This is a genomic window from Brevundimonas sp. FV1ye29L (genome assembly GCF_058681095.1).
Window position 1 is genome coordinate 138298 of record NZ_CM178730.1, and the last position, 22497, is coordinate 160794.

Annotated in this window: 24 protein-coding genes; 9 read left to right on the forward strand and 15 right to left on the reverse strand. The window is 68.1% G+C overall.

Going from position 1 to position 22497, the window contains the following annotated elements; all coding sequences use genetic code 11:
- Positions 1-4: 4 nt before the first annotated feature.
- The gene (holA, locus tag ACW17W_RS00745) at positions 5-1057 is read left to right on the forward strand and encodes a DNA polymerase III subunit delta (RefSeq protein ID WP_492078396.1); all 1053 of its coding nucleotides are present in this window, start codon (positions 5-7) and stop codon (positions 1055-1057) included.
- Positions 1058-1274: 217 nt separating this feature from the next.
- Here holA and ACW17W_RS00750 read toward each other — a convergent pair whose 3' ends face one another.
- The 11 genes from ACW17W_RS00750 to hemE form a co-directional block, all read right to left on the reverse strand.
- Entirely contained in the window at positions 1275-1460 is a 186-nt protein-coding gene (locus ACW17W_RS00750; RefSeq protein ID WP_492078398.1) for a hypothetical protein, read from the reverse strand.
- A gap of 26 nt (positions 1461-1486) precedes the next feature.
- Entirely contained in the window at positions 1487-2377 is an 891-nt protein-coding gene (locus ACW17W_RS00755; protein WP_492078400.1) for a ParB/RepB/Spo0J family partition protein, read from the reverse strand.
- Positions 2378-2413: 36 nt separating this feature from the next.
- The gene (locus ACW17W_RS00760; protein WP_492078402.1) at positions 2414-3268 is read right to left on the reverse strand and encodes a ParA family protein; all 855 of its coding nucleotides are present in this window, start codon (positions 3266-3268) and stop codon (positions 2414-2416) included.
- Positions 3261-3872, reverse strand: a complete 612-nt coding sequence (rsmG, locus tag ACW17W_RS00765) for a 16S rRNA (guanine(527)-N(7))-methyltransferase RsmG (protein ID WP_492078404.1) — start codon at positions 3870-3872, stop codon at positions 3261-3263. The genes ACW17W_RS00760 and rsmG overlap by 8 nt, the downstream gene beginning before the upstream one ends.
- Complete coding sequence (gene mnmG / locus ACW17W_RS00770; RefSeq protein WP_492078406.1) at positions 3872-5734, reverse strand: tRNA uridine-5-carboxymethylaminomethyl(34) synthesis enzyme MnmG; 1863 nt, start codon at positions 5732-5734, stop codon at positions 3872-3874. Before mnmG ends, rsmG begins: the two co-directional genes overlap by 1 nt.
- A gap of 78 nt (positions 5735-5812) precedes the next feature.
- Complete coding sequence (gene mnmE / locus ACW17W_RS00775) at positions 5813-7117, reverse strand: tRNA uridine-5-carboxymethylaminomethyl(34) synthesis GTPase MnmE (protein ID WP_492078408.1); 1305 nt, start codon at positions 7115-7117, stop codon at positions 5813-5815.
- Positions 7118-7196: 79 nt separating this feature from the next.
- Positions 7197-7433 (reverse strand): DUF6489 family protein, encoded by a 237-nt coding sequence (locus ACW17W_RS00780; RefSeq protein ID WP_492078410.1) that lies wholly within the window; start codon positions 7431-7433, stop codon positions 7197-7199.
- 68 nt (positions 7434-7501) lie between these two features.
- The gene (gene rho, locus ACW17W_RS00785) at positions 7502-8914 is read right to left on the reverse strand and encodes a transcription termination factor Rho (RefSeq protein WP_492078412.1); all 1413 of its coding nucleotides are present in this window, start codon (positions 8912-8914) and stop codon (positions 7502-7504) included.
- A gap of 308 nt (positions 8915-9222) precedes the next feature.
- Positions 9223-9693, reverse strand: a complete 471-nt coding sequence (locus tag ACW17W_RS00790; RefSeq protein WP_492078414.1) for a HemJ family protein — start codon at positions 9691-9693, stop codon at positions 9223-9225.
- Positions 9690-10754: a ferrochelatase gene (hemH, locus tag ACW17W_RS00795; RefSeq protein ID WP_492078416.1), complete on the reverse strand. Its 1065-nt coding sequence runs from the start codon at positions 10752-10754 to the stop codon at positions 9690-9692. Before hemH ends, ACW17W_RS00790 begins: the two co-directional genes overlap by 4 nt.
- The gene (gene hemE, locus ACW17W_RS00800) at positions 10751-11785 is read right to left on the reverse strand and encodes a uroporphyrinogen decarboxylase (protein ID WP_492078418.1); all 1035 of its coding nucleotides are present in this window, start codon (positions 11783-11785) and stop codon (positions 10751-10753) included. Before hemE ends, hemH begins: the two co-directional genes overlap by 4 nt.
- 500 nt (positions 11786-12285) lie before the next feature.
- Here hemE and ACW17W_RS00805 point away from each other — a divergent pair, with 500 nt between their 5' ends.
- From ACW17W_RS00805 to dnaQ, 5 genes are read left to right on the forward strand one after another with little or no spacing between them, the layout of a single operon-like run.
- Positions 12286-13155, forward strand: a complete 870-nt coding sequence (locus ACW17W_RS00805; RefSeq protein WP_492078420.1) for a pyruvate, water dikinase regulatory protein — start codon at positions 12286-12288, stop codon at positions 13153-13155.
- Positions 13156-13211: 56 nt separating this feature from the next.
- On the forward strand, positions 13212-13757 hold the full coding sequence (locus tag ACW17W_RS00810; RefSeq protein ID WP_492080348.1) for a Maf family protein: 546 nt from the start codon (positions 13212-13214) through the stop codon (positions 13755-13757).
- Complete coding sequence (locus ACW17W_RS00815) at positions 13754-14587, forward strand: shikimate dehydrogenase family protein (RefSeq protein ID WP_492078422.1); 834 nt, start codon at positions 13754-13756, stop codon at positions 14585-14587. The genes ACW17W_RS00810 and ACW17W_RS00815 overlap by 4 nt, the downstream gene beginning before the upstream one ends.
- Entirely contained in the window at positions 14584-15216 is a 633-nt protein-coding gene (gene coaE, locus ACW17W_RS00820) for a dephospho-CoA kinase (RefSeq protein ID WP_492078424.1), read from the forward strand. The genes ACW17W_RS00815 and coaE overlap by 4 nt, the downstream gene beginning before the upstream one ends.
- A 6-nt stretch (positions 15217-15222) precedes the next feature.
- Positions 15223-15948 (forward strand): DNA polymerase III subunit epsilon, encoded by a 726-nt coding sequence (gene dnaQ / locus ACW17W_RS00825; protein ID WP_492078426.1) that lies wholly within the window; start codon positions 15223-15225, stop codon positions 15946-15948.
- A 194-nt stretch (positions 15949-16142) separates the two neighbouring features.
- On the opposite strand, the gene secB is transcribed toward dnaQ, so the two are convergent.
- Positions 16143-16649 carry a protein-export chaperone SecB gene (secB, locus tag ACW17W_RS00830; protein WP_492078428.1) on the reverse strand — a complete coding sequence of 169 codons (507 nt, stop codon included), beginning with the start codon at positions 16647-16649 and terminating at the stop codon, positions 16143-16145.
- A 213-nt stretch (positions 16650-16862) separates the two neighbouring features.
- Here secB and timA point away from each other — a divergent pair, with 213 nt between their 5' ends.
- Together timA and ACW17W_RS00840 are read left to right on the forward strand one after the other, a co-directional pair.
- On the forward strand, positions 16863-17483 hold the full coding sequence (gene timA / locus ACW17W_RS00835; protein ID WP_492080349.1) for a TIM44-related membrane protein TimA: 621 nt from the start codon (positions 16863-16865) through the stop codon (positions 17481-17483).
- On the forward strand, positions 17483-18664 hold the full coding sequence (locus ACW17W_RS00840) for an MltA domain-containing protein (RefSeq protein ID WP_492078430.1): 1182 nt from the start codon (positions 17483-17485) through the stop codon (positions 18662-18664). The genes timA and ACW17W_RS00840 overlap by 1 nt, the downstream gene beginning before the upstream one ends.
- On the opposite strand, the gene ACW17W_RS00845 is transcribed toward ACW17W_RS00840, so the two are convergent.
- From ACW17W_RS00845 to ACW17W_RS00855, 3 genes are read right to left on the reverse strand one after another with little or no spacing between them, the layout of a single operon-like run.
- Entirely contained in the window at positions 18661-19074 is a 414-nt protein-coding gene (locus ACW17W_RS00845) for a hypothetical protein (protein WP_492078432.1), read from the reverse strand. The genes ACW17W_RS00840 and ACW17W_RS00845 overlap by 4 nt on opposite strands.
- Before the next feature lie 19 nt (positions 19075-19093).
- Positions 19094-19657, reverse strand: coding sequence for a GNAT family N-acetyltransferase (locus ACW17W_RS00850; protein WP_492078434.1), 564 nt, complete (start codon positions 19655-19657; stop codon positions 19094-19096).
- Positions 19654-21207 carry a helicase HerA-like domain-containing protein gene (locus ACW17W_RS00855; RefSeq protein WP_492078436.1) on the reverse strand — a complete coding sequence of 518 codons (1554 nt, stop codon included), beginning with the start codon at positions 21205-21207 and terminating at the stop codon, positions 19654-19656. The genes ACW17W_RS00850 and ACW17W_RS00855 overlap by 4 nt, the downstream gene beginning before the upstream one ends.
- 138 nt (positions 21208-21345) lie before the next feature.
- Between ACW17W_RS00855 and ACW17W_RS00860 the strand changes: the two genes are divergently transcribed.
- Entirely contained in the window at positions 21346-22494 is a 1149-nt protein-coding gene (locus tag ACW17W_RS00860) for an AI-2E family transporter (RefSeq protein ID WP_492078438.1), read from the forward strand.
- Positions 22495-22497: the final 3 nt, after the last annotated feature.

The window sequence follows — 22497 nt, forward strand, 5'->3', positions numbered from 1 at the left end:
GCGCGTGATCCTGGCCAAACGCCCCGAGATCGATCGCTTTCTGGCGCGCCCGGACGCCGCTGTCCGGGCTGTGGTCATCCATGGCAAGGACCGGTCGGGCGTCGCCGAGCGCGCCGGGATTCTGTGCAAGGCGATCACGCCGGATCTCAACGACCCCTTCAACGTCACCCTGCTGACCGACAGCGACATCGATGGCGACGAGAGCCGGCTGGAAGAGGCCCTGACGGCCCTGTCTATGATCGGCGGCCGGCGGCTGGTGCGGATCCGGCTGGGGTCGGACAAGGCCTCGGTCGACAAGGCTGTAGCCGCCGCCCTCAAGGTCCATGCGGACGACGGCTACAATCCTGACGCCATGCTGGTGGTCGAGGCAGGCGCCCTGGGTCGCGATTCGGCGCTGCGCAAGGCCGCCGAGACCCATAAGGCCGCCATCGGTATTGTCTGCTACGAGGACGAGACCGGCGACGTGGCCCGGATGACCCGGGAGGCCCTGTCGGCCGAGAAGGTGTCGCTGAGCACCGACGCCCTGGACCGGTTCGTCAGCCGCCTGCCCCGCGAGCGCGGCCTGATGCGTCAGGAGATCGAGCGGCTGATTCTCTACATCGGCCCGGGATCGGGCCGCCAGCTGGACGTCGACCAGCTGGAGGCCCACCTCGGCGTCGAGCCGGACGCGTCGCTACAGGATGCGGCCCTTCAGGCTTTCGGCGGCAAGCCCGCACCGGCCCAGGCCGGGCTCAGGCGGGCGCTGGCCGAGGGGGAATCCGCCGTGCTGGCGGTGCGTCAGGCCTCCATACATCTCGGAAAGCTTCGTCGGATCAGCATTCTGCAGTCTGCCGGGGCCGGATCGAAGGAAGCCGCCAAGGCGGCCGGCGTGTTCTGGAAACAGGAGGCCGAGATGCTGCGTCAGGCGCGGGCATGGCGACTGGAGGACCTCGACCGGGTGATGGACAGCGTCAACACCGCCGATCTGGCCACGCGCACCACCGGCATGCCCGAAGCCCTGATCGCCGAACGGCTGCTGCTGGAAATCGCGGCTCGGGCGCGGCGTCTGGGCCTGTAGCTTCAATCCCTTCCCTGTCGCGAGGCGACCGGGTGGAGACGGTTCGCTCGCGATTCGTCGACCGGCGCGACGCGCCTGGACCGTCAGGGTGGGCTTCATTCCTCATCACAGCCGCCGGGATCACCTGGAGCCCCCCACTGCGGCGCCTGTCCTCGGGCTCGCCCCGGCCAGACCCGGGAGCGGTCCCCCTCCCCGTTTTGTGGAGGGGACAGCCGGCCTAACCGCGCTTGGACGCTTTTCGGAAGGCGGGTTTGGCCATCGCGGTGCTACGTGCGGCCGCAGCCTTCTCCGGATGCTGCCCCGGCTTGAACGCGGCCTTGCCGGACCCGCCCCCGGCCCCGCCCTTCTTGGCGGCCAGGACGCGTTTCAGGGCTTCTGCAGCGGTTTCGGTCTTGTCGGTCATGGAGTCAGCCTAGCACAGATGCGGCGTCAGGCGCGCATCAGGCGTCGACACAGGTCGTCCAGCTGTTCCAGGGACCCGTACGACAGGGTCAGTTCCCCCTTCCCGCCCCGGTCACTGAGCGCGACCTTGAGGCCAAGGGCGTCGGCCAGATCCTGCTCCAGGGCCGCCGTATCCGCCGAGGCATCGCTGCGCGCGCTCTTCACCCCGGGACCGATCGGGCGACTCGGTTCCTGGGATTTGCGGGCCAGGGCCTCGGTCTGGCGCACATTCAGACCCTGGGACACCACCATTCCGGCCAGGGCTTCGGGATCCCGGGCCGTGATCAGGGCGCGGGCGTGGCCGGCGGACATCCGCCCTTCGGTCACATGCTCCAGCACTGACGCCGGCAGTTGCAACAGGCGCAGGGTGTTGGCGACATGGCTCCGGCTCTTGCCGACGACCCCGGCCAGGGCGTCCTGGGTGCGGCCGAACCGCTCCATCAGCACCGCATAGGCATTGGCCTCTTCGACGGGGTTCAGGTCGGCGCGCTGGACGTTCTCGATAATGGCAACCTCGAGCACCTCGACGTCGTCCATCTCGCGCACAATGATCGGGACGTCGGTCAGGCGCGCGGCCTGGGCGGCGCGCCAACGGCGCTCGCCCGCGATGATCTGCCAGACGCCCTCCTCGCCCGGCTGGGCCCGCACCAGAATCGGCTGAAGGATGCCCTTGTCGCGGATAGAGGCCGTCAGCTCCTCGAGATCCGCCCGGGTGAAGATCTTGCGCGGCTGGTCCGGATTGGGCTTGAGGCTTTCGACCGGCGCCAGAAGGACGCCGCCAGGCAGGGCGCCGCCCTTGACGGGAACGGGCTCGGCCGCGTTTTCGCCCATCAGGGCTGACAGGCCCCGGCCCAGTCCGCGTTGACGATCAGCAGCCATTCAAGTCGTATCCCTGGGTATTGAAGGAGGGGGCGGTCACGCCGCCGCCATCTCGGCGCGCTTCAGGCGCTCGCGACCGACCACCTCCCGCGCCAGGCGCAGATAGGCCTGACTGCCGGTGCATTTGAGGTCGTAGATCAGCACAGGCTTGCCGAAGGACGGCGCCTCCGACACCCGCACATTGCGGGGAATGACGGCGTCATAGACCTTGGCGCCGAAATGGCTGCGCACATCGCTGGCGACCTGGCCCGACAGGGCGTTTCGTCGATCATACATGGTCAGAACCAGACCCTGGATCTCGAGCGCCGGGTTCAGACTGTGCCGCACCATCTCGATGGTCTTCATCAGCTGCGTCAGCCCCTCCAGGGCGAAGAACTCGCACTGCAGCGGCACCAGAACGCCGTCGGCCGCCGCCATGGCGTTGAGGGTCAGCAGGTTCAGCGACGGCGGGCAGTCGATCAGGACATAGTCATACCGTGTATGGCCGCTCTGACCCTGCTGCTGCAGGGCGTCGCGCAGTCGGTAGGATCGGCGGTCAGCCTGACTCAGTTCGATTTCGACCCCCGACATGTCGGCGTCGGCGGGGACGATATCGAGACCAGGCACCGAGGTCTGGACCGCCGCGTCATGGATCGAGCGGCCGTCCACCACCACGTCATAGATGGTGATCCGGCGTGTTTCACGTGGAACACCCAGACCTGTGGAGGCATTGCCCTGGGGGTCCATATCCACGATCAGCACGCGTTCGCCGATCGCCGCCAGGGCGGTGCCGAGGTTGATGGCGGTCGTGGTCTTGCCCACCCCGCCCTTCTGGTTGGACACGGCCAGGACGCGCGTGCTGCGAGGAGCCGCGTTCGGGGCAGACGGTTTCTTGTCCGGGCGATCAGCCACGTCGAAGGCTCCTGACAGAAAGGATACGGCCGCGCGGGTCGCTGCGGGAGACGGAGAGGTCGCCCTGCACATGCCAGACCTTCCGCGCCTCCTGCAACTCGGCTTGCGCCTTCTCTCCCTTGAGAAACAGACCTTGTGCACCGCGCTGGAAACAGGGCTGTGCATAACCCAGAAGTTTGTGCAGCGGCGCGACCGCACGAGCCGTGACGATATCAACCTCAAGCCGCTGTTCCTCCGCCCGGCCATTGATCACCGTCGCCGGCAGATCCAGGTCCTTGACCAGATACTCCAGGAACCGGCACCGCTTTCCCAGGCTGTCGATCAACCAGACATGGGCCCCGGGCCTTCCCTTCAGCAGGATCGCCAGCACCACGCCGGGGAACCCGGCCCCAGCGCCCAGATCGGCCCAGGTGAGCGCCTCGGGCGCCAGGTCCAGCAGCTGGGCGGAATCCCACGCATGCCGGTTCCAGAAGTCCGGCAGGCTTTCGGGCCCGACCAGGTTCATCACCGCATTGGCCTCGGTCAGATCGGCGAGGAACCGTTCAAGCTCGGCCATACGTTCGGGGGCGGCGCCGGTCAGGCGCTGGAATTCCTCAGCGGTCATCAGGCGGCGACCGGCTGCTTTTTCACGTGGGAGAGCAGCGCGGTCAGGGCCCCCGGCGTCATGCCCTCGATCCGGCCGGCCTGGCCCAGGGTCCGGGGCTGAACCATAGAGAGCTTCTCCCGCACCTCGTTGGACAGACCGCCGATGGCCGCATAGTCGAGGTCGACCGGCAGGGCCAGGGCCTCCTCGCGACGCAGGGCTTCGGCGTCCGAGGCCTGACGGTCCAGATAACCGGCATAGCCCGCGTCGATCTCGACCTGTTCGCGCACAGGACCCGGCCAGGACCGGATGACGGGATGGGCGGCCTCGAATGCGCCCAGGTCCACGCCGGGGAAGGCCAGAAGATCGCGGATCGAACGACGCTGTCCATCGGCGTTGACCGAAAGTCCCAGGGCGTTGGCTTCCCCGGGCGTGTAGCGTGTGTCCCGGACCAGCGTCATGGCGTCGGCCAGGGCGGCGGACTTCGCCTCGAAGGCGGTCCGACGGGTGGACCCGACAATACCGGCCGTAATGCCGAGCGGCGTCAGCCGCAGATCGGCATTGTCGGCCCTGAGGCTCAGCCGATACTCGGCGCGACTGGTGAACATCCGATAGGGCTCGGTCACCCCCCTGGTGACCAGATCGTCGATCATCACCCCGATATAGGCCTGGTCTCGCCCGAGGATCAGGGGGTCGGACCCACCGGCGGCCCGGGCGGCATTGAGGCCGGCCATCAGCCCCTGGGCGGCGGCCTCCTCATAGCCCGTGGTGCCGTTGATCTGTCCGGCCAGATAGAGGCCGGGCCGCGCCTTGACCTCCAGCGCCGGGGTCAGTTCGCGCGGGTCGACATAGTCATATTCGATGGCATAGCCGAAGCGGAACACCTCCACGGCCTCCAGCCCCGGCATGGTGCGCAGGAAGGCCATCTGGGTCGCGTCCGACACCGAGGTCGAGATCCCGTTCGGATAGACCGTCGGATCATCCAGACCCTCGGGCTCCAGAAACACCTGATGCGAGGTCTTGTCGGCGAAGCGCACGACCTTGTCCTCGATCGAGGGACAGTAGCGCGGCCCCCGGCCCGTCAGATGTCCGCCATAGACGGCGCTTTCGCCCAGATTGGCGGCGATGATCCGGTGGGTGTCTTCGGTCGTGTGGGTGATGCCGCAGGCGATCTGGGGCACCTCGATACGGTCGGTCAGGAAGCTGAACGGGACAGGGCTCTCGTCGGCCGCCTGCATCTCCAGCCTGTCCCAGCTGATGGTGCGTCCGTCGAGCCGGGCGGGGGTGCCGGTCTTGAGCCGGCCCATCTTCAGGCCGGCGTTATGCAGGTCGGCGGCCAGACCCGTCGACGGCGACTCGCCATGACGTCCCGCCGGGATCCGCTCATCGCCCCGGTGGATCACGCCGTTGAGGAAGGTGCCCGTGGTCAGGACGACGGCGCCAGCGGCCAGCGCCTCCCCCGCCCCGGTCTCGACGCCGACGACGCGGGCGCCATCGAGGATCAGCCGTTCGGCCGTCCCGGCCCTGAGGGTCAGGTTTGGGGTCTGCGCCAGCTCGGCCTGCATGGCTTCGCGGTACAGCCGACGATCGATCTGGCTGCGCGGTCCGCGCACGGCGGCCCCCTTGGAGCGGTTGAGCAGCCGGAACTGGATGCCGGACAGGTCCCCGAGCCGGCCCATGACCCCGTCCAGGGCGTCGATCTCCCGGACCAGGTGGCCTTTGCCGAGGCCCCCGATGGCCGGGTTGCAGCTCATCTCCCCGATGGTCTCAAGCTTCTGGGTCAGGAGGAGCGTGCGGGCGCCGGCGCGCGCGGAGACTGCTGCGGCCTCGCATCCCGCGTGGCCGCCGCCGATGATGATCACATCGAAACGATCGGAGTTCATGGGCGGCCATATAGGGCAAAGGCCGCCGGGACGCCACGCGGCAGAGGCCGGGGCGCATCGCCTTTCACGTGAAACACGCTATTTGCCGATGCAGAAGGTCGAGAAGACCTCGCCCAGGACATCCTCCACGCCGATCGCCCCGGTAACCCTGGCCAGGGCCTCTGCCGCGCGCCGCAGATCATCGGCCGCCATCTCCGGGGAGACGCCGAGAGCCGCGCGACCGGACTGAACCGCCCCGACAGCCTCCGTCAGCCGTCGCCGATGGCGTTCGCGCGTCACAGCGGGGAAGTCACCGCCGGACAGGTCATCGGCCAGCCGGGCTGCGATCCGCCCTTGCAGATCCCCAAGCCCCCGCCCCGTCGTCGTGCTGACGACGACCGCGTCGGGCTCCGCCGTCGTATCAGCGCCCGGGAGGTCCGCCTTGGTCCAGACCCGGATATCGTCCGGCTTTACGAAGGCGGCCGCATCGCCGTCCGGATCACCGGGGGCGCGAACCCACAGCCGCAGGTCGGCCGCCTCGGCCCGGCCGCGGGCGCGCCGGACCCCCTCGGCCTCGATCGGGTCGTCACTGTCCCGAAGCCCCGCCGTATCCGACAGGGTCACCGCATAGCCGCCGATGATCAGCTCGGCGTCCAGCACATCCCGCGTCGTGCCGGCCACCGGCGTGACAATGGCGGCTTCACGTGAAACGAGCGCATTGAACAGGGAAGACTTGCCGGCATTGGTCTCGCCGATCAGCACGATCCTGTACCCCTCGCGGACCCTGCGGCCGCGCTCTGCGTCCGACAGGGCCGCTCGCATCCCGGCGATCAGTCCGTCCAGGACGGGGCCGGCCGTCCGGGCCAGATGGTCGGGAAGGTACTCGTCCGGGAAATCGATCTCGGCCTCGACGAGGGCCAGAGCCTTGAGCAGGTCGCGCCGGAACCCGTCATAGGTTGCCGACAGGGCCCCGCCCAGCTGGCCGAGCGCCTGTCCGGCCTGGGCTGTGGTCTCGGCGTCGATCAAATCCGCCACCGCCTCGGCCTGCGCCAGGTCCATCCGGCCGTTTTCAAACGCGCGCCGGGTAAACTCGCCGGGCGCGGCGGCAACGAGCCCCAGCGCCAGAAGGGCCCCGGTCACCGCCTCGACCACCGCCCGCCCGCCATGCAGATGTAGTTCGGCGCAATCCTCCCCGGTGTAGGAGTGCGGCGCCGGGAAGTTGAGCGCCAGGGCCTGATCGAGGACCACTCCGGCATGGGTCAGGTTTCGCAGCGCCGCCAGCCGCGGTCTCAATCCGCCTGCGCCCAGAGCCGTCAGGGCTGCCGGCACATCGGGTCCAGACAGCCGTAAAATGGCGATAGCGCCCCGACCGGGCGGGGTGGCGAGGGCGAAGATGGTGGTCATGGATGTCCGCCCTATGAAGTGGGAAGGAGGACCGGAAAGCGGTAAAGGCCGCCTCCCCCCGCTTCGCGCGGGGAGGAGATCAAGGCTTGGCGGTCGTGACCGCCGCCTCCATCAGGCGACGGAACTGGTCCTGGGCCGACAGGCCGAAACTGGTCCAGGACTTCATCAGCTCTTCCGGCTGCATGGCGGAGACATTCGCGTCCATCCGGCTTTTCATCTCGGCCACAAGATGGTCGTTCAGCCCGCTGACGTCCGGCAGGCCGAGGAAGGCCCGGGCCTCGGCCGGGGTGCAATCGATCTCGATGTTCATCTTCATGGTCGGCTCCTCCGCCAGCCCTACCGGTGTTTCATGTGAAACATTCCCGGTATGACCACGTTCGGCGATCAGGTGTTCATGGACTGGAAGAAGTCGGCGTTGTTCTTGGACTGGCGCAGCTTGTCGAGGAGGAATTCGATCGCGTCCTGAGGACCCATCGGGTTCAGGATCCGGCGCAACACATAGGTCTTGGTCAGCTGATCCTTCGGCGTGATCAGCTCTTCCTTGCGGGTGCCGGACTTCAGTACGTCGATGGCCGGGAAGATCCGCTTGTCGGCGACCTTTCGGTCCAGCACGATCTCGGAGTTGCCGGTGCCCTTGAACTCTTCGAAGATCACCTCGTCCATCCGCGACCCGGTGTCGATCAGGGCGGTGGCGATGATGGTCAGGGAGCCGCCCTGTTCCACGTTCCGCGCCGCACCGAAGAATCGCTTGGGCCGCTGCAAGGCGTTGGCGTCCACACCGCCGGTCAGGACCTTGCCTGACGAAGGCACGGTGGCGTTATAGGCCCGGCCCAGACGGGTGACGGAGTCCAGCAGGATGACGACGTCGCGCTTGTGCTCGACCAGACGTTTGGCCTTCTCGATCACCATCTCGGCCACGGCGACGTGGCGGCTGGCGGGCTCATCGAAGGTCGAGGCCACGACCTCGCCCTTCACGGTCCGCTGCATGTCAGTGACCTCTTCAGGCCGTTCGTCGATCAGCAGGACGATCAGGAAGACCTCGGGATGGTTCTTCTCGATCGACTTGGCAATGTTCTGCAGCATCACCGTCTTGCCGACGCGGGGCGGCGCCACGATCAGGCAACGCTGGCCCTTGCCGAGGGGAGCGACGATGTCGATGACCCGGCCCGACCGATCCTTGAGCGTCGGATCCTGGATTTCCATGTGCAGCCGCTCTTCGGGATAGAGGGGCGTCAGGTTGTCGAACAGGACCTTGGTCGAGACCGTTTCCGGATCCTCGAAATTGATGGTGTCGACCTTGAGCAAGGCGAAGTACCGCTCGCCTTCCCGCGGGCCCCGCACCGCCCCGTGAACCGTATCGCCATTTCTCAGGCCGAAGCGACGGATCTGCGAGGGCGACACATAGATATCGTCCGGTCCCGGAAGATAGTTGGCGTCCGGACTGCGCAGGAAGCCAAAGCCGTCCGGCAGGATTTCCAGTACGCCCGAGGCGATGATCTCGACCTCTTCGTCGGCCAGGGCCTTGAGGATGGCGAACAGCAGATCCTGCTTCCGCAGGTTGCCGGCATTCTCGATCTCCAGCTGTTCGGCGAAGGCGACCAGGTCGGCCGGCGTCTTGTCGTTCAGCTCCTGCAGGGTGATGCGGCCGGACGGGACGACCGATTCGCCGTCCTCGTCATCGCCCTCGGCCTCCTGATCGACCATGGGCAGGTCGGCGGCCGCCCGCTCCTGACGGTCGGCCTCGACCGGATCGGCAGTGACGGTTTCGACTTCGGGGATGTCAGTGGTGTCGGTCATGGGATTCGATCAGCGTCATCGCCGCCGGGCGAAGGCCAGGCGGGCGGAAAAATCTGGAATGTCGGTCCGGGGACCAGCTGGGAGGACGACGGGATCCCGCAGGTCGAACCGGCGAGCGTCGCAGAAGAGAGGGACCGCCCGGCACACCCGATCAGGGAGCCGATACGGTTCACGCGCAGCGAAACCACGAAACGGTCGGTCGGGTCAAGCGGCGCCAGACAGTCGTCACGGCTACACGAGCCACCTGAACCGCACAAAGGGCGCCTTGCGCTCAAGCAGCGAGCCGCCGCGCGGCGAGCGGTAGCGCCCTAAAGGAATGCCCACTCCGTCGTCACCGACAGGACCATGACGATGGCGAGGATGAAGGGGACCTCATTGGTCATGCGCCAGAACCGGCCCGAATATTTCGACGTCCCGGCGGCGATTTTCTTCCTCTGGGCCGACAGGAAACCGTGCCAGCCGAACAGGAGAAGGACGCCGACCAGTTTGACAACCATCCACGGCTGCCGGGCGAAGGTCCAGTCGGCGCCCTCTCCGCTTCTCAACCAGAACAGCCAGAGACCGAAGACCAGGGCCAGGATCATCGCCGGATTGACGATGATGCGCAGCAGTCGCGTCTGCCAAAGACGCAACAGGGTCTGCATCTCTGTCCGCAGCGGCTCGGGCTTCCCTGCCTGTTCGGCGTCATAGGCATAGAGACGGGGCAGGAACAGCAAGCCCGCCATCCAGGCGATGACCGCCAGAATGTGCAGGCCTCGCGCCAGATCATACCAGTTCATGCCGCCGCCCTTTCCGGGTGAAGATGGGGACAGGCGCCCCAGGGTCGGCCGCAGCCCGGCCCTTCCGGCGCAACCCCGGTCCGCCCGAGCGCCTTCAGGGTGGCGGTGGCCAGACCGTCAATGAAATCCGGATCCGTTCCGACGGCCGGCGCCCTGAGATAGGGGGAGACGCCATGGGCATGGGCCAGTTCGCCGTATTCGATATCCAGCTCGACCAGGGTTTCGATATGTTCGGACACGAAGGCGATCGGGGTGATGACGATCCCCACCCCGTCACGCCCGGCGGTCTCGATCGCCTCCGGCGTCGACGGTCCCAGCCATTTCAGCGGCCCGACCCGGCTCTGGTAACAGAGGGCGTGGTCGACCTCGATCCCGCGCGCCTTGAGGCGGGCCATGACGGCTGCGACCGTCGCCTCGACCTGTTCCTGGTAGGGATCGCCCTTCTGCGCGATCAGCTTCTCGGGGATCCCGTGGGCCGAGAACAGCAGGCGGACCGGCGCATCCCCGACCTCGGCCAGTTTCGCGGCGATGGCCGTGGCCTGGGCCTCGAGCCAGCCGCCGGCCTGCGGATAACAGCAGATCGTCCGGCTGACGCCCGGACCGCGATAGACCTCATTCCACGCCTTCAGCGAGGATTGGGTCGTGGTGGTCGAGAACTGCGGATAGAGCGGCAGCAGGACCAGTTCATCCGGCGCAAAGGCCGCGACATCGGCAGCGGCCTGCTCCGTCAGCGGGTCCCAGTAGCGCATGGCGATAAAGACCCGGACGTCATCGCCCGGCAGCTGCGTCACCAGCGCCCGGGTCAGCGCCTCGGCCTGTTTGCGCGTTTCGGGCAGCAGGGGCGAGCCGCCGCCGTGATCCATCATCGCATAGTTGGCCTGGGCCGAGGCCTCGCGCCGGCTGGAGATCAACCGCGCCAGCCAGCCCCGGAACGGCGCGGGCAGGCCGATAATCGCCGGATCATTGAACAGATTGAACAGGAACGGCCTGACCGAGGCCGCATCGTCGGGCCCGCCGAGATTGAACAGAACCACCGCAATCCGTCTGCCTGATCCGGTCATTGGGCGCCGATCCTCTTCAACACCTGTTCGACATGGGCGATCGGCACATCAGGCAGGATGCCGTGGCCGAGGTTGAAGATCCACGGTCCCTGACCCCAGGCCTCCATCATCTGATCGACTCGCGCGTCCAGAGCCTTGCCGCCTGCGCGCAGCAGCAGCGGATCCAGCGCGCCCTGGACGGGCTTGATCTTCTGGACCTCTCGACCCGTCGCCAGCGGACAGGCGGTGTCGAGCGCCACGGCCTGGACATCGACCTCGGCGGCATAGCGCACCGCATGAATGGCCGACCCGCGCGGGAAGCCGATCAGGGGAACCGTCACGCCCAGTTCCCGGGTCCGCGCGACCAGGGCCTTGTGCGGATTGAGAACCAGCCGTTCAAACAGGTCGTCGGGGAGACCCTCGGCCCAACTCTCGAAGATCTTCAGCACCTGGGCGCCGGCGTCGGCCTGCATCTTCAGATACCGGGCCGTGGCCTCAACCAGAACCGCCAGCAGGCCGTCGACGGTCTCAGGGTCGCTGTAGGCATAGGACCGGGCGCTGGCCCGCTCTCCCTTGCCGATCGTGTTCCTGCCGCCGTCCAGCATATAGGTCGCCACCGTCCAGGGCGCGCCCGCAAAGCCGATCAGGGCCCGCTCCGGCTCCAGCTCAGCCCGCACAAGCGACAGGGTCTGACCGATCTGATGCAGGTGCTCGCCCGCACGGGCGGCCCGCTCGGCCATGCGTTCGACCGGCGGCATCTCGCCGAGCCTTGGCCCTTCCCCGGCCTCGAACCAGACGTCCTGGCCCAGGGCCTGGGGGATCAACAGAATGTCGGCAAAGACGATCGCGGCGTCGAAGCCGAACCGCCGCATGGGCTGAAGCGTCGCCTCGGCCGCCATTCCGGGGTTCAGACAGAAGGCGATGAAGTCCGGCGCCCGGGCCCGCAGAGCCCTGTATTCCGGCAGATAGCGTCCGGCCTGACGCATGAACCAGACCGGAGGCCGGGTCGGGGTCTTTCCTGCGAGGACATCGAGAAGCAAGGGGGTCGTCATGGCTTGCCTGTACGTCCCCCCGGACTTTCCCTCAACCCCGTGACCCTTCCTTCTCCTGATCAATCAGAATTTGAAAAATAGAGACAGGCAGAGGGACCGTGGACCACGGGGACAATCGCCAGACGGCGCCGTGAACAAAACCGGATGCCCAAGGGTCTCTGACGCGCACTTTCAACCTGGCGGATAGCCTGTAGACACAGTGGAAAAGTCTTAACCAATCCTTAACGGACGGGGCTTTGCGGGTCACGTCAGACGGGGATGACGACCGGCGCCGTTTACCTTTCATTAAGTATTTCCACAGCGGCCGGCATCACCGTTTCCCATCGGGGGACCAAGCGGCTCCGGACTGCCGGACGGCGCCCGGCCATCCCCGCTCGCCGTCGTCGTCATCGGCCGCTATAGGTTTTGGCGCCCCGGGCAGGACCAGGTATTCCCGCCTGTCCCCATGCCCGTCCACAGGAACCCGTCGATGAGTCCGCTGTCATGAAGACCGCCAAACGATGAGTCCCGTCCGCCCCGCAGGCCCCTCCCGCCTGGCCACCTATTTCCATGTGCATCTGGTCTCCGACTCGACCGGCGAGACCCTCAACGCCATGGCCAAGGCGGTGACCGCCCGGTTCGACGGGGTCATACCCATCGAACACATCTACGCCCTCGTGCGCTCCGAGAAGCAGATGGAGCGGGTCCTGTCCGAGGTCGCCATGGCCCCGGGGGTCGTGTTGCACACCCTGGTGGATCGCGAACTTCGCGCCCAGCTGGAGGACGGCTGTCGCAGGCTGGACATGCCCAATATCGGCGCCCTGGATCCGCTGGTCGGGGCCCTGTCCCGCTATCTGGGTGCGGCCCTGTCGACGCGTGTCGGGGCCCAGCACGCCCTCGACCATGACTATTTCAACCGGATGAGCGCCCTGGACTTCGCCATGGCGCATGACGATGGCCAGGGCACGGCGGAACAGCTGGAAGGCGCCGACGTCGTCCTGTGCGGCGTCAGCCGGACATCGAAGACCCCGACCTGCATCTATCTGGCCCACCGCGGCATCCGGGCCGCCAATGTGCCGCTTGTGCCCGGACAGGAGGACGGCGAACGTCTGGTCGGGCTGAAAAACCCCCTGGTCATCGGCCTGACAGTGTCGCCGGACCGGTTGGTCCAGATCCGCCGCAACCGGCTGGACGGACTGAACGCCAGCCATACCTCCGACTATGTCGACCATGATCTGGTGCGTGAGGAGACGGTCAAGGCCCGCCGGGCCTTCGAGCGCCGCGGCTGGCCGACCATCGATGTGACCCGGCGCTCGGTCGAGGAGACCGCCGCCGCCATCACCAACCTGCTCAGCGAGCGCCGCACCCACAGGATCGGAACGACATGGTGAGCCGGCAGACGGACGAACGGCTCATCCTCGCCTCCCGCAGCGCTGCGCGCCGGACGATGCTGGCCGATGCCGGGGTCGAATTCACGCTGGAGGACGCCGGTGTCGACGAGGACGCCCTCAAGGTCGCGCTGACGGAGGCCACGCCTGAAGCCCTGGCTGTCGAACTGGCCTCTGCCAAGGCCCTGGCGGTGTCGCGGCGCGCGCCCGACGCCTGGGTGCTGGGCGCCGACCAGACCCTGAGCCTTGACGGCGGTCTGGTGTCCAAGGCCGGATCACTGGCCGAGGCCCGGGCCCGGCTGGCCCAGATGCGGGGGCGGATGCACAGGCTGCATTCTGGCGCGGCCCTCGCCCATGATGGACAGGTGGTCTGGTCGGGACTCGATACGGCCACGATGCGGATGCGCGACTTTTCCGACGGCTTCCTCGACGCCTACCTGGCCGCCGAGGGCGAGGGCCTGTTGTCCTGTGTCGGCGCCTACCGGCTCGAGGGTCGAGGATCACAATTGTTCGAGGCGATGGAGGGCGACTATTTCACCGTCCTGGGCCTTCCGCTGTGGCCGGTCCTGGCCGAACTACGCCGCGCCGGAGTGCTCGCGGCATGACGGCGGCCCGCATCACCGGGGCCGTGAAGGTCGGCGCCATTGTCGGCCGGCCGGTCGCCCACTCCCTGAGCCCGGTCATCCACAACGACTGGATCGAGGCGGCGGGCCTGGACGCCGCCTATGTCGCCTTTGCGCCGCCGGACGAGGCCGCCTTCGAAACCCTGGTCGCGGCCGGACGCGCCGGCCTGCTTCGCGGCCTCAACGTCACCGCCCCGTTCAAGGAACAGGCCTTCGCCCTGGCCGATACGACCAGCGACACGGCCCGTCTGTCTTCCTCGTCCAACCTTCTGACGTTCCGCGATGGCCGGGTCCATGCCGACAGCACCGACGGCCTCGGCCTGCTGAGAGCGCTGACGGAACAGGCCCCCGCCCTGTCGCTTCAGGACGCCGTCGTGACGATCCTCGGCGCCGGTGGGGCCGCCCGGGCGGCCGCCGCGGCCCTGGCCGGAGCGGGCGCGACGGTCCGGGTGGTCAATCGCACTCCGGCGCGGGCCGAGGCCCTGGCGGCGGATCTGGGACCGGGGGTCGAGGCCTGGCCGGCCGGGGAGACGGCCCTGGAAGGCTCGGCTCTGATCGTCAACGCCCTCAGTGTCCAGCCGGAGGTCGACCTAGCCCGGGTGGATCCGGCGACGGTCATCATGGACATGACCTATCGCCCGCTGCTCACGCCCTTCCTCGCCGCAGCGCGGGCGCGTGGACTGACGACCGTGGACGGTCTGGCCATGCTGGTCGGCCAGGCCGGGCCGTCATTCGAAGCCATCTTCGACCAGCCGCTCCCGGACCATGACGTTCGACCCCTGTGCCTCTCGGTGCTGGGAGAGGCCGGATGATCCTTCTCGGCCTCACCGGCTCCATCGGCATGGGCAAGTCGACGACGGCGCAGATGTTCGCCGACGAAGGGGCCGTGATCTGGAACGCCGATGACGCGGTCCACGCCCTCTATGCCCGTGGCGGCGCCGCCGTCGCACCGGTCGACGCGGCCTTTCCGGGCGTAGTCATCGACGGCGCCGTGGACCGGACCCGGCTGGCCGAGGCCCTGGGCCGCGACGACACGGCCTTCCGCAGACTGGAGACGATTGTCCATCCGCTGGTGGCCCAGGGACGGATCGACGATCTGGAGGCGGCGCGCCGGGGCGGGGTGAAACTGGTCGTTCTGGACATCCCCCTGCTGTTCGAGACCGGCGGCGACCGGGCGGTGGACGCTGTGGTCGTGGTCACGGCGGATGCAGACATCCAGGCGGCGCGGGTTCTGGCCCGGCCCGGCATGACCCTTGGCCGGTTCGAGGCCATTCTGGCCCGCCAGACGCCCGACGCCGAAAAGCGCCGCCGGGCTGATTTCGTCATCGACACCGGACACGGTCTGGAGGCCGCACGGGGCGAGGTGCGCCGGATCGTCCACACCGTCCTGTCCCCCGGCTGGACCCGCCCCCTTCCGCACCCCGCCGAACCGTCGCATTAAGGCCCAATGGCCCGCGAAATCGTCCTCGACACCGAAACCACCGGCTTTGATCCAAAGACGGGCGACCGGCTGATCGAGGTCGGCTGTATCGAGATCCATGACCTGTTGCCCACGGGCCGGACCTTCCACCGTTTCGTCAATCCCGAGCGATCGATCCCGGCCGACGCCATCCGCGTGCACGGGATTACCGACGACAAGGTCAGGGACGCCCCGAAATTCCACGAGATCGTCCCCGATCTGATGGAGTTCATCGGCGACGCCCCCCTGATCGCCCACAATGCAAACTTCGACCGCAACTTCGTCGACTTCGAGCTTCAGAACTGCGGCCAGCCGATCACCGGCGAGGCGCGCTGGATCGATACCCTGAAACTGGCCCAGGCGCGGTTTCCGGGCATGGCCAACTCGCTGGACGCGCTGTGCAAGCGGTTCAAGGTGTCGCTGGTCGAGCGCACCCTGCACGGCGCCCTGATCGACGCCCGGCTGCTGGCAGAGGTCTATCTGGAACTCCGGGGCGGCAAGGAGAGGGTGCTGGACCTGTCCAGCCGCCGCGAGCCCGCGCGTGCTGTGTCAGCCACCACGCCGGGCGGCGGCCGGGCGGCGCGTCCCGTGCCGCTGGCGGCGCGCTCGACGCACGCCGAACGCGAGCGCCATCTGGCCTTCCTCGCCGTGACGCTGAAGGACCGTTCCCTGTGGCAGGCCTATGGTCTGAACACGGAAACGACCGCATCCTAGCGAGCCGCGGTCGTCGGCCCTCCGGGACCTCCCGACCCGACGCGACCAGGCGCTTTCGCGCACGCTCACATCAAAGATCGGCATCCTGCGCTCAAGCAGCGAGCGACCGCGTCGCGAGCGTAGCGCAAGAATCAGCGCTCAAGCAGCGAGGCTCCGCGAGCCGAGCGTTAGCGCGCCGCGTCAGCGGCCAGGCCTCATGCCTGGCCGGGCCGGGCGTCGCCATTGGCCGCCATCTGCGCCTGGCGCGACAGATAGATGCCGGTGAAGTCGATCGGATCGATCATGAAGGGCGGATAGAAGCCGCCGTCCGCCGTGGCGCGCGAAATGATCTCGCGAGCGAAGGGGAACAGATAGCGCGGGCATTCGATCAGCAGCAGGGGCTCGATGTCCTGCGGCTGGACATTGGTCAGCTGGAACAGGCCGCCATAGACCAGCTCGACCTGGAAGACCGACGTCTGTTCGGTGGTCGCCTTGACCGACAGACGCATCTCGACCTCGAACAGGCCATCGGGCCGGCCCTGGGCGTTCAGCTCGACATTCATGTCGATGGCCGGCTTGCCCTCGACCCGCAGGCTTTCGGGCGCCTTGGGATTTTCAAAAGACAGGTCGCGAACATATTGCGCCAGAATGCGGAAGCCGCCGGGCGCGCCATCCTGGGCGGGAACATTGGCGTCGTCGGAAACAGGAGATACGTCGGTCATGCGCGTTTCGGCCGTGGCTGAGGTGGGACGCCGGCGCCGCCAGGCCCGGGTCGAAGGCGCGGCGACTAGCACGACCCGAGCCCCTGCGGCAACGGCGCGGGCCTACGGGGTGCGCAGCGCCTTGCCTCAACCTATATCAGTCCCTAATCCTCGCCGCCGGACGCGCCGTGTCCGACGCCTTCCATCGCACCCGCCCAGGACATCGCCTTGCAGATCCCGATCCAGTTTCAGGTCGTCTTCCTCGCCGCCGTGGCCGCCGTGGTGCTGTTCATGCTCTATAATGTGCTGGGCAAGCGCGTGGGTCGCCAGCCCCAGGAGGACGCCCGCGCCCTGCCGCCGCCCGTCGACGGCGCGCCGCCGCGTCCGTCGCTGGACGCCGGCCTGATGGCGGCGATCGCCTCGCTGAAGGCGCGCGACCCGGCCTTTGACCCGGCGAAATTCCTCGAGGGCGCGCGTCAGGCCTATGAGACCATCGTGCGAGGCTATGCCTCGGGCGACCGGGCGGCGCTCAAACCCCTGCTTTCGCCCGCCGTGATGGACTCCTTCGAGACCGGCATCGCCGCGCGTGAAACCCGGGCCGAGACCGAACAGGTCGAGTTCCTCCATCCGCCCCGCGCCGATCTGGAAAGCGCCACGGCCGAAGGCGACCGCGCGGTGGCAAGGGTTCGCTTCCTCGCCGAAATTCGCAGCCGCATCCTCAACACCGCCGGCGGAGACACGGGCGAGCCCCGGATCGAGGAACGCCGCACGGCCGAGAACTGGACGTTCGAGCGGACCCTGGGCGCCGCCGACCCCAACTGGGTTCTGGCCCGGGTCGAACCCGCGACAGCCTGATGTCTGAAAATAAAGGCCGGGTCGCGGGCCTGCTGGTCGGCGCAGCCCTGCTGCTGGCCGCCTGCTCCACGCCGGGCCCGACGCCGAACCTCCCGCCGCCCGTTCCCGCCGCTCCGGCGCCGACCGAAATCCCCTATCCGCCGGGGCCGATGCCTGCTGACAGCCCGGCTCGCCTGTCCGGCTGGGCGGCCGAGGATCATGTTGCGGCCTTTGAGGCCTGGCTCTCCGGATGCGGCGTGGCCCGCGATCCGGCGGCCCGGACCCAGTGCGACCGGGCGCGGCTGTTGCAACAGACCTCCCGTCCCCTGACCCCGGACCTGGCGCGGAATTTCTTCGAAACCGGCTTCACTGTCGTCCAGGCCCGCACGGTCGACGGTCGGCCGGGTCTGATGACCTCCTATTTCGCGCCGGAGTATCCGGCGCGCCGTGCGCCGGATGCCGAATTCGACATGCCGGTCCTGCCGAAACCGGGCGATCTCGTGCGCCAGGCCGGTCCCGGGAAAGGAGCCACAGTGGTTCAGACCCGCGCCGACGGCCTGACGGGCCCCTATGCCGAACGCGCCGCCATCGAGGCCCAGGCCCTGGCGACGCCCGGGACCTATGGCCCCCTGGCCTGGATGCGGGCCGAAGACCTCTTTTTCCTCCAGATCCAGGGCTCCGGATACCTGACCTTCCCGGATGGCGGGACGGCGCGTGTCGCCTATGCCGCCGACAATGGCCGGCCGTTCGTCGGCATCGCCCGGCCCATGGCCGAGCGCGGCCTGTTGCCGGCCAACGGGACCTCGGGGGACGCCATCCGGGCCTGGCTGGCCGCCCATCGCGGACCGGAGGCCCAGGCGGTGATGGCCCTTAACCCGCGCTATATCTTCTTCGCCCTGGATCCCGATGACGGCGGTCATCCGGCCGGGGCTGCGGGCGTGCCCCTGCCGCCGCGCCGCGCCATCGCCGTCGATCCCTCGCGCTGGACCTATGGGGATCTGGTCTGGATTGACGCCGACGCCGGGGACCTGCCCGGCGCCAGAACCTCCTATCGCGGTCTGGTCATGGCGCTGGATACGGGCTCGGCCATTCGCGGACCGGTCCGCGCCGACTTCTACATGGGTCGGGGCGACGCAGCCGGATCGGAGGCGGGTTCGGTGCGCCACCCCCTCAGGATGTGGCGGCTGGTTCCCAAGGGTTAGGCGCGTCCCAGCGCGCGCATGAAGGCCTCCGGTCTTCTCAGCCTGAGGAACATCCCGCAGCCGTCGTCAAAAACGACATCGATGCCGGATCCCGACAGGCTGCGCCTGGCCGTCACGCTTCTTATCCGCCCGAGGGCGCGCCGCTGGTCCAGCCCCCAGACCTCGGGCATGAACATCAGGGTGAAGGGAAAATGGGGCGCCACGATCAGTTCAGTTCGTGTGACTGCGACCGTCAGGCAGTTGCGCGCGGCGCCGATGGCCCGAAAGCCCCTTCGATCCCCGCCTGATGTCCACCGCTCGATGAAGATCGCGTCGGTTGGCTTCGGGGCGAAGATCGCCTTGCCCCGGACCCGTCTCCAGATCACCGAGGCGACAATCGCCCCCACCGGAAACAGAGCCGGAAACCACAAGACACTGTCTATCCAGCGCTCAACCCCGCCCATGGACTCTACCCCCGCCGTTCCGTTCGATCCGGTAGATCAGGTGTTCGATCCGCCGGTTTCCGAGCGTGGCGACATCGATCCGTCCCGTCAGGTCTGCGCCGACCCGCTCGATGGCGGTGCGTGACCTCCGGTTCTCCGCCCCGATCATGAAGATCGCGGCGTCAAAGGCGGTAAAGGCATGGTCCAGCATCAGCCGCTTCATCTCGGGATTGCGCAGGCCGCCCCACCACGCCCGCGCCAGAAAGGTCCAGCCGATCTCGACTTCTCCCGGGTCGGCCCGACGCGTGGAATAGCGGGATGAGCCGATGACCGCGCCGGTCGCGCGGTCCTCGACCACCAGACCCCCGCCCTCGGTCAGGGCCTCGTCGAGGAAGGCGTCGAACACCTGGGGCTTCCAGCGGTCGTGGGCCGGATGCTGTTCCCAGATCAGGGGATCGGAGGCGATGGCGGCAAGGGCCGCGCGATCGTCGACCGTCAGCGGCCGCAACCGGACATGCTCGCCCTCCAGAACGGGTGCGGCATTGAACCCGACCGGGAATCCCGCCGTCACCGCCGTTTCAGCCCGCCCAGAATGCCGCGCAGCAGCTCCCGCGTGATGGTCGATCCGGCGGTTCTCAGCACCGACTTCGTCAGGGCCTCCATCGGCGTCTGACGGGTGCTGGCCCGGGGGCGCGGCGCGGCGCGCGGGGCGGAGCGCGACGAGGACGGCTGACGGGCGGCGGCCTTGTCGGCGGCGACCCGGGCCTTTTCGGCCGCCGCGGCGGCTTCGGCTTCGGCCTCGGCCTCGGCCCTGTCCGCGACGGCGTGGCGGGCGGCCAGCACCTCCTCGGCCGACTCACGGTCGATCGTGGTGTCATAGACGCCGCGCACGGGGCTGGCCGCCAGGACAGCGGCGCGCTCGGCCTCGGTCGCCGGGCCGAGACGTGAGTCCGGCGGCCGGATCATCGTCCGGGCGCAGACGCGGGGCGCCCCCTTTTCATCCAGCAGGGAGACGACGGCCTCGCCGGTGCCGAGGCCCTGAATGGCGTCGATGGTGTTGAAGGCGGGATTGACACGGAAGCTCTGGGCCGCCGCCTTCAGTCCCTTCTGTTCGGCCGGGGTATAGGCTCGCAGTCCATGCTGGATGCGATTACCCAGCTGGGCCAGGACGCTGTCGGGAATATCGGCGGGGTTCTGGGTGATGAAATAGACGCCGACGCCCTTGGAGCGGATCAGGCGCACCACCTGCTCGACCTTCTCCAGCAGCGGCTTGGGCGCGTCGTTGAACAGCAGGTGGGCCTCGTCGAAGAAGAAGACCAGACGCGGCTTTTCGGGGTCGCCGATCTCGGGCAACTGTTCGAACAGCTCCGACATCAGCCACAGCAGGAAGGCGCCGTACAGCCGCGGGCTGTTCATCAACCGGGTGGCGTCCAGAACATTGACCTGGCCCCGGCCGTCCAGACCGACGCGAATCATGTCTTCCAGCTTCAGGGCGGGCTCGCCGAAGAAGGCGTCTCCGCCCTGTTGCTCCATCTGCAGCAGGGCGCGCTGGATCGAGGCGATGGAGGCCGGGGCGACATTGCCGACCTCGCGGCCAATGCGCTGCGCGTTCTCGCCGACATAGGCCAGCAGCGACCTCAGGTCGTCGATGTCCAGCAGCAACAGGCCTTCCTTGTCCGCCACATGGAAGGCGACCGACAGGACGCCCTCCTGGACGTCGTTCAGATCCAGCATCCGCGCCAGCAGCAGGGGGCCGATCTCGCTGACCGTGGCCCGGACCGGGTGGCCCTTCTGGCCGTACAGATCCCAGAACACGACGGGCGCCCCCCTGGGTTGCAACGTCAGGTTCATCGAGGCGGCCCGCGCCAGCAGTTTTTCATTGGGGCTGCCCGGCTGGCTGATGCCGGACAGATCGCCCTTCACATCGGCGCAGAACACCGGAACCCCGGCTTCGGAAAAGCCCTGGGCCAGGATCTGCAGGGTCACGGTCTTGCCCGTGCCGGTCGCGCCCGCGATCACGCCATGACGGTTGGCGCGGCCGTAGAGCAGGGCCTCGGCCAGCGGTGCGCCGCTGTCGGTGGTCTGGCCGATAAACAGGCCGGGGGCGGCGGCGTCAGGCATGGGGCGTCTCGCGAATGGTCGAGCTCTCCGTCTAGAGCGAATTTTCAATCGATGCGACAGGCCCGGCCCGGTTCGGGCGGCAAGCCTTGCCGGATTCTGTCGATTGACGGCGGCCCCGTCGCCCCCGAAAACCGGTCCATGAAATCCCCCGTCGCCGTCGCCACCCCCATCGTCGCCCGCAATGCCCTGGTGCTGGTCGCCGTGGTCGTCACCGCCGCCGCCCTGGTGTGGCTGTCGGACATCCTGACGCCCCTGGCCATGGCCATCTTCCTGATGATCGTCATCGACGGGGTGAAGCGGACGATCGAGGACAAGACCCCCCTGCCCCGCCGCTGGGCCGGCCTCGCCTCCCTGACCGTCGTCGTCCTGATCTTCGCCGGATCGATCGCCATCATCATCAATGGCGCGGCGGGCTTCTTCGGCCAGGCCTCGGGGGTCGCGACCAGTATCGGGCCGCGCATCGACCAGATCATCACAGACGTCTACGGCCTGTTCCGGATCCCGGCGCCGCCGACCGCCCAGGACCTGATCGAGGCCGTCAACATCTCCCGCTATATCGGCTCTATCGCGGTCCAGGCCCAGGGCGTGGCGTCCGGAGCCTTCTTCGTCCTGGTCTATCTCGGCTTTCTTCTCGCCTCGCAGGGCAGTTTCCGCCGCAAGCTGGTGGCCATGTTCCCCGATGGCGGCCAGCGAGACGAGGCGCTTCAGGTCTTCCAGCGGGTGCGCGGCGGGGTCGAGGGCTATATCTGGGTCCAGTCGGTGACCGGCGCCATGATCTGTGTGGCCGCCTGGATCCTGATGAAGGCGGTGGGCCTGCAGAACGCCGAGTTCTGGACCTTCGTCATCTTCGTCGTCGGCTTTATCCCGGTGCTGGGCGGCGCCGTCGGGGGACTGGCGCCGCCCCTGTTCGCCCTCGTCCAGTTCGAGAGCTACTGGCCGGCGGCGATCCTGCTGGTCGGGCTGCAGATCATCCTGTTCATCGTCGGCAATATGGTCCAGCCCCGGATGCAGGGCGACAACCAGAACATCGATCCGGTCGCCGTCCTGCTGTCCCTGGCCCTGTTCGGCAAGATGTGGGGCGTCGTCGGCATGTTCCTGTCCACGCCTCTGGCGGTCATGGCCATGGCGATCCTGGCCGAGTTCAAGGGCTCTCGCTGGATGGCGGTGCTGCTGTCCGGCGACGGCGCGCCCTTTGCGGATGAGCCGGACCCCGGGGCGCCGGCCCGGAAAAGGCGCGTCAATGCGTCGCGCAAGGCCGCCGCCGGGGACAAGACCGACGCCCCTTGAAGG

Bases quoted from the DNA above. Each gene is read 5' to 3' on its own strand.
- ACW17W_RS00750 (WP_492078398.1), bottom strand. From the start codon at position 1,460: ATGACCGACAAGACCGAAACCGCTGCAGAAGCCCTGAAACGCGTCCTG.
- ACW17W_RS00755 (WP_492078400.1), bottom strand. From the start codon at position 2,377: ATGGCTGCTGATCGTCAACGCGGACTGGGCCGGGGCCTGTCAGCCCTG.
- rsmG (WP_492078404.1), bottom strand. From the start codon at position 3,872: ATGACCGCTGAGGAATTCCAGCGCCTGACCGGCGCCGCCCCCGAACGT.
- mnmG (WP_492078406.1), bottom strand. From the start codon at position 5,734: ATGAACTCCGATCGTTTCGATGTGATCATCATCGGCGGCGGCCACGCG.
- mnmE (WP_492078408.1), bottom strand. From the start codon at position 7,117: ATGACCACCATCTTCGCCCTCGCCACCCCGCCCGGTCGGGGCGCTATC.
- ACW17W_RS00780 (WP_492078410.1), bottom strand. From the start codon at position 7,433: ATGAAGATGAACATCGAGATCGATTGCACCCCGGCCGAGGCCCGGGCC.
- rho (WP_492078412.1), bottom strand. From the start codon at position 8,914: ATGACCGACACCACTGACATCCCCGAAGTCGAAACCGTCACTGCCGAT.
- ACW17W_RS00790 (WP_492078414.1), bottom strand. From the start codon at position 9,693: ATGAACTGGTATGATCTGGCGCGAGGCCTGCACATTCTGGCGGTCATC.
- hemH (WP_492078416.1), bottom strand. From the start codon at position 10,754: ATGACCGGATCAGGCAGACGGATTGCGGTGGTTCTGTTCAATCTCGGC.
- hemE (WP_492078418.1), bottom strand. From the start codon at position 11,785: ATGACGACCCCCTTGCTTCTCGATGTCCTCGCAGGAAAGACCCCGACC.
- ACW17W_RS00805 (WP_492078420.1), top strand. From the start codon at position 12,286: ATGAGTCCCGTCCGCCCCGCAGGCCCCTCCCGCCTGGCCACCTATTTC.
- ACW17W_RS00810 (WP_492080348.1), top strand. From the start codon at position 13,212: ATGCTGGCCGATGCCGGGGTCGAATTCACGCTGGAGGACGCCGGTGTC.
- ACW17W_RS00815 (WP_492078422.1), top strand. From the start codon at position 13,754: ATGACGGCGGCCCGCATCACCGGGGCCGTGAAGGTCGGCGCCATTGTC.
- coaE (WP_492078424.1), top strand. From the start codon at position 14,584: ATGATCCTTCTCGGCCTCACCGGCTCCATCGGCATGGGCAAGTCGACG.
- dnaQ (WP_492078426.1), top strand. From the start codon at position 15,223: ATGGCCCGCGAAATCGTCCTCGACACCGAAACCACCGGCTTTGATCCA.
- secB (WP_492078428.1), bottom strand. From the start codon at position 16,649: ATGACCGACGTATCTCCTGTTTCCGACGACGCCAATGTTCCCGCCCAG.
- ACW17W_RS00840 (WP_492078430.1), top strand. From the start codon at position 17,483: ATGTCTGAAAATAAAGGCCGGGTCGCGGGCCTGCTGGTCGGCGCAGCC.
- ACW17W_RS00855 (WP_492078436.1), bottom strand. From the start codon at position 21,207: ATGCCTGACGCCGCCGCCCCCGGCCTGTTTATCGGCCAGACCACCGAC.
- ACW17W_RS00860 (WP_492078438.1), top strand. From the start codon at position 21,346: ATGAAATCCCCCGTCGCCGTCGCCACCCCCATCGTCGCCCGCAATGCC.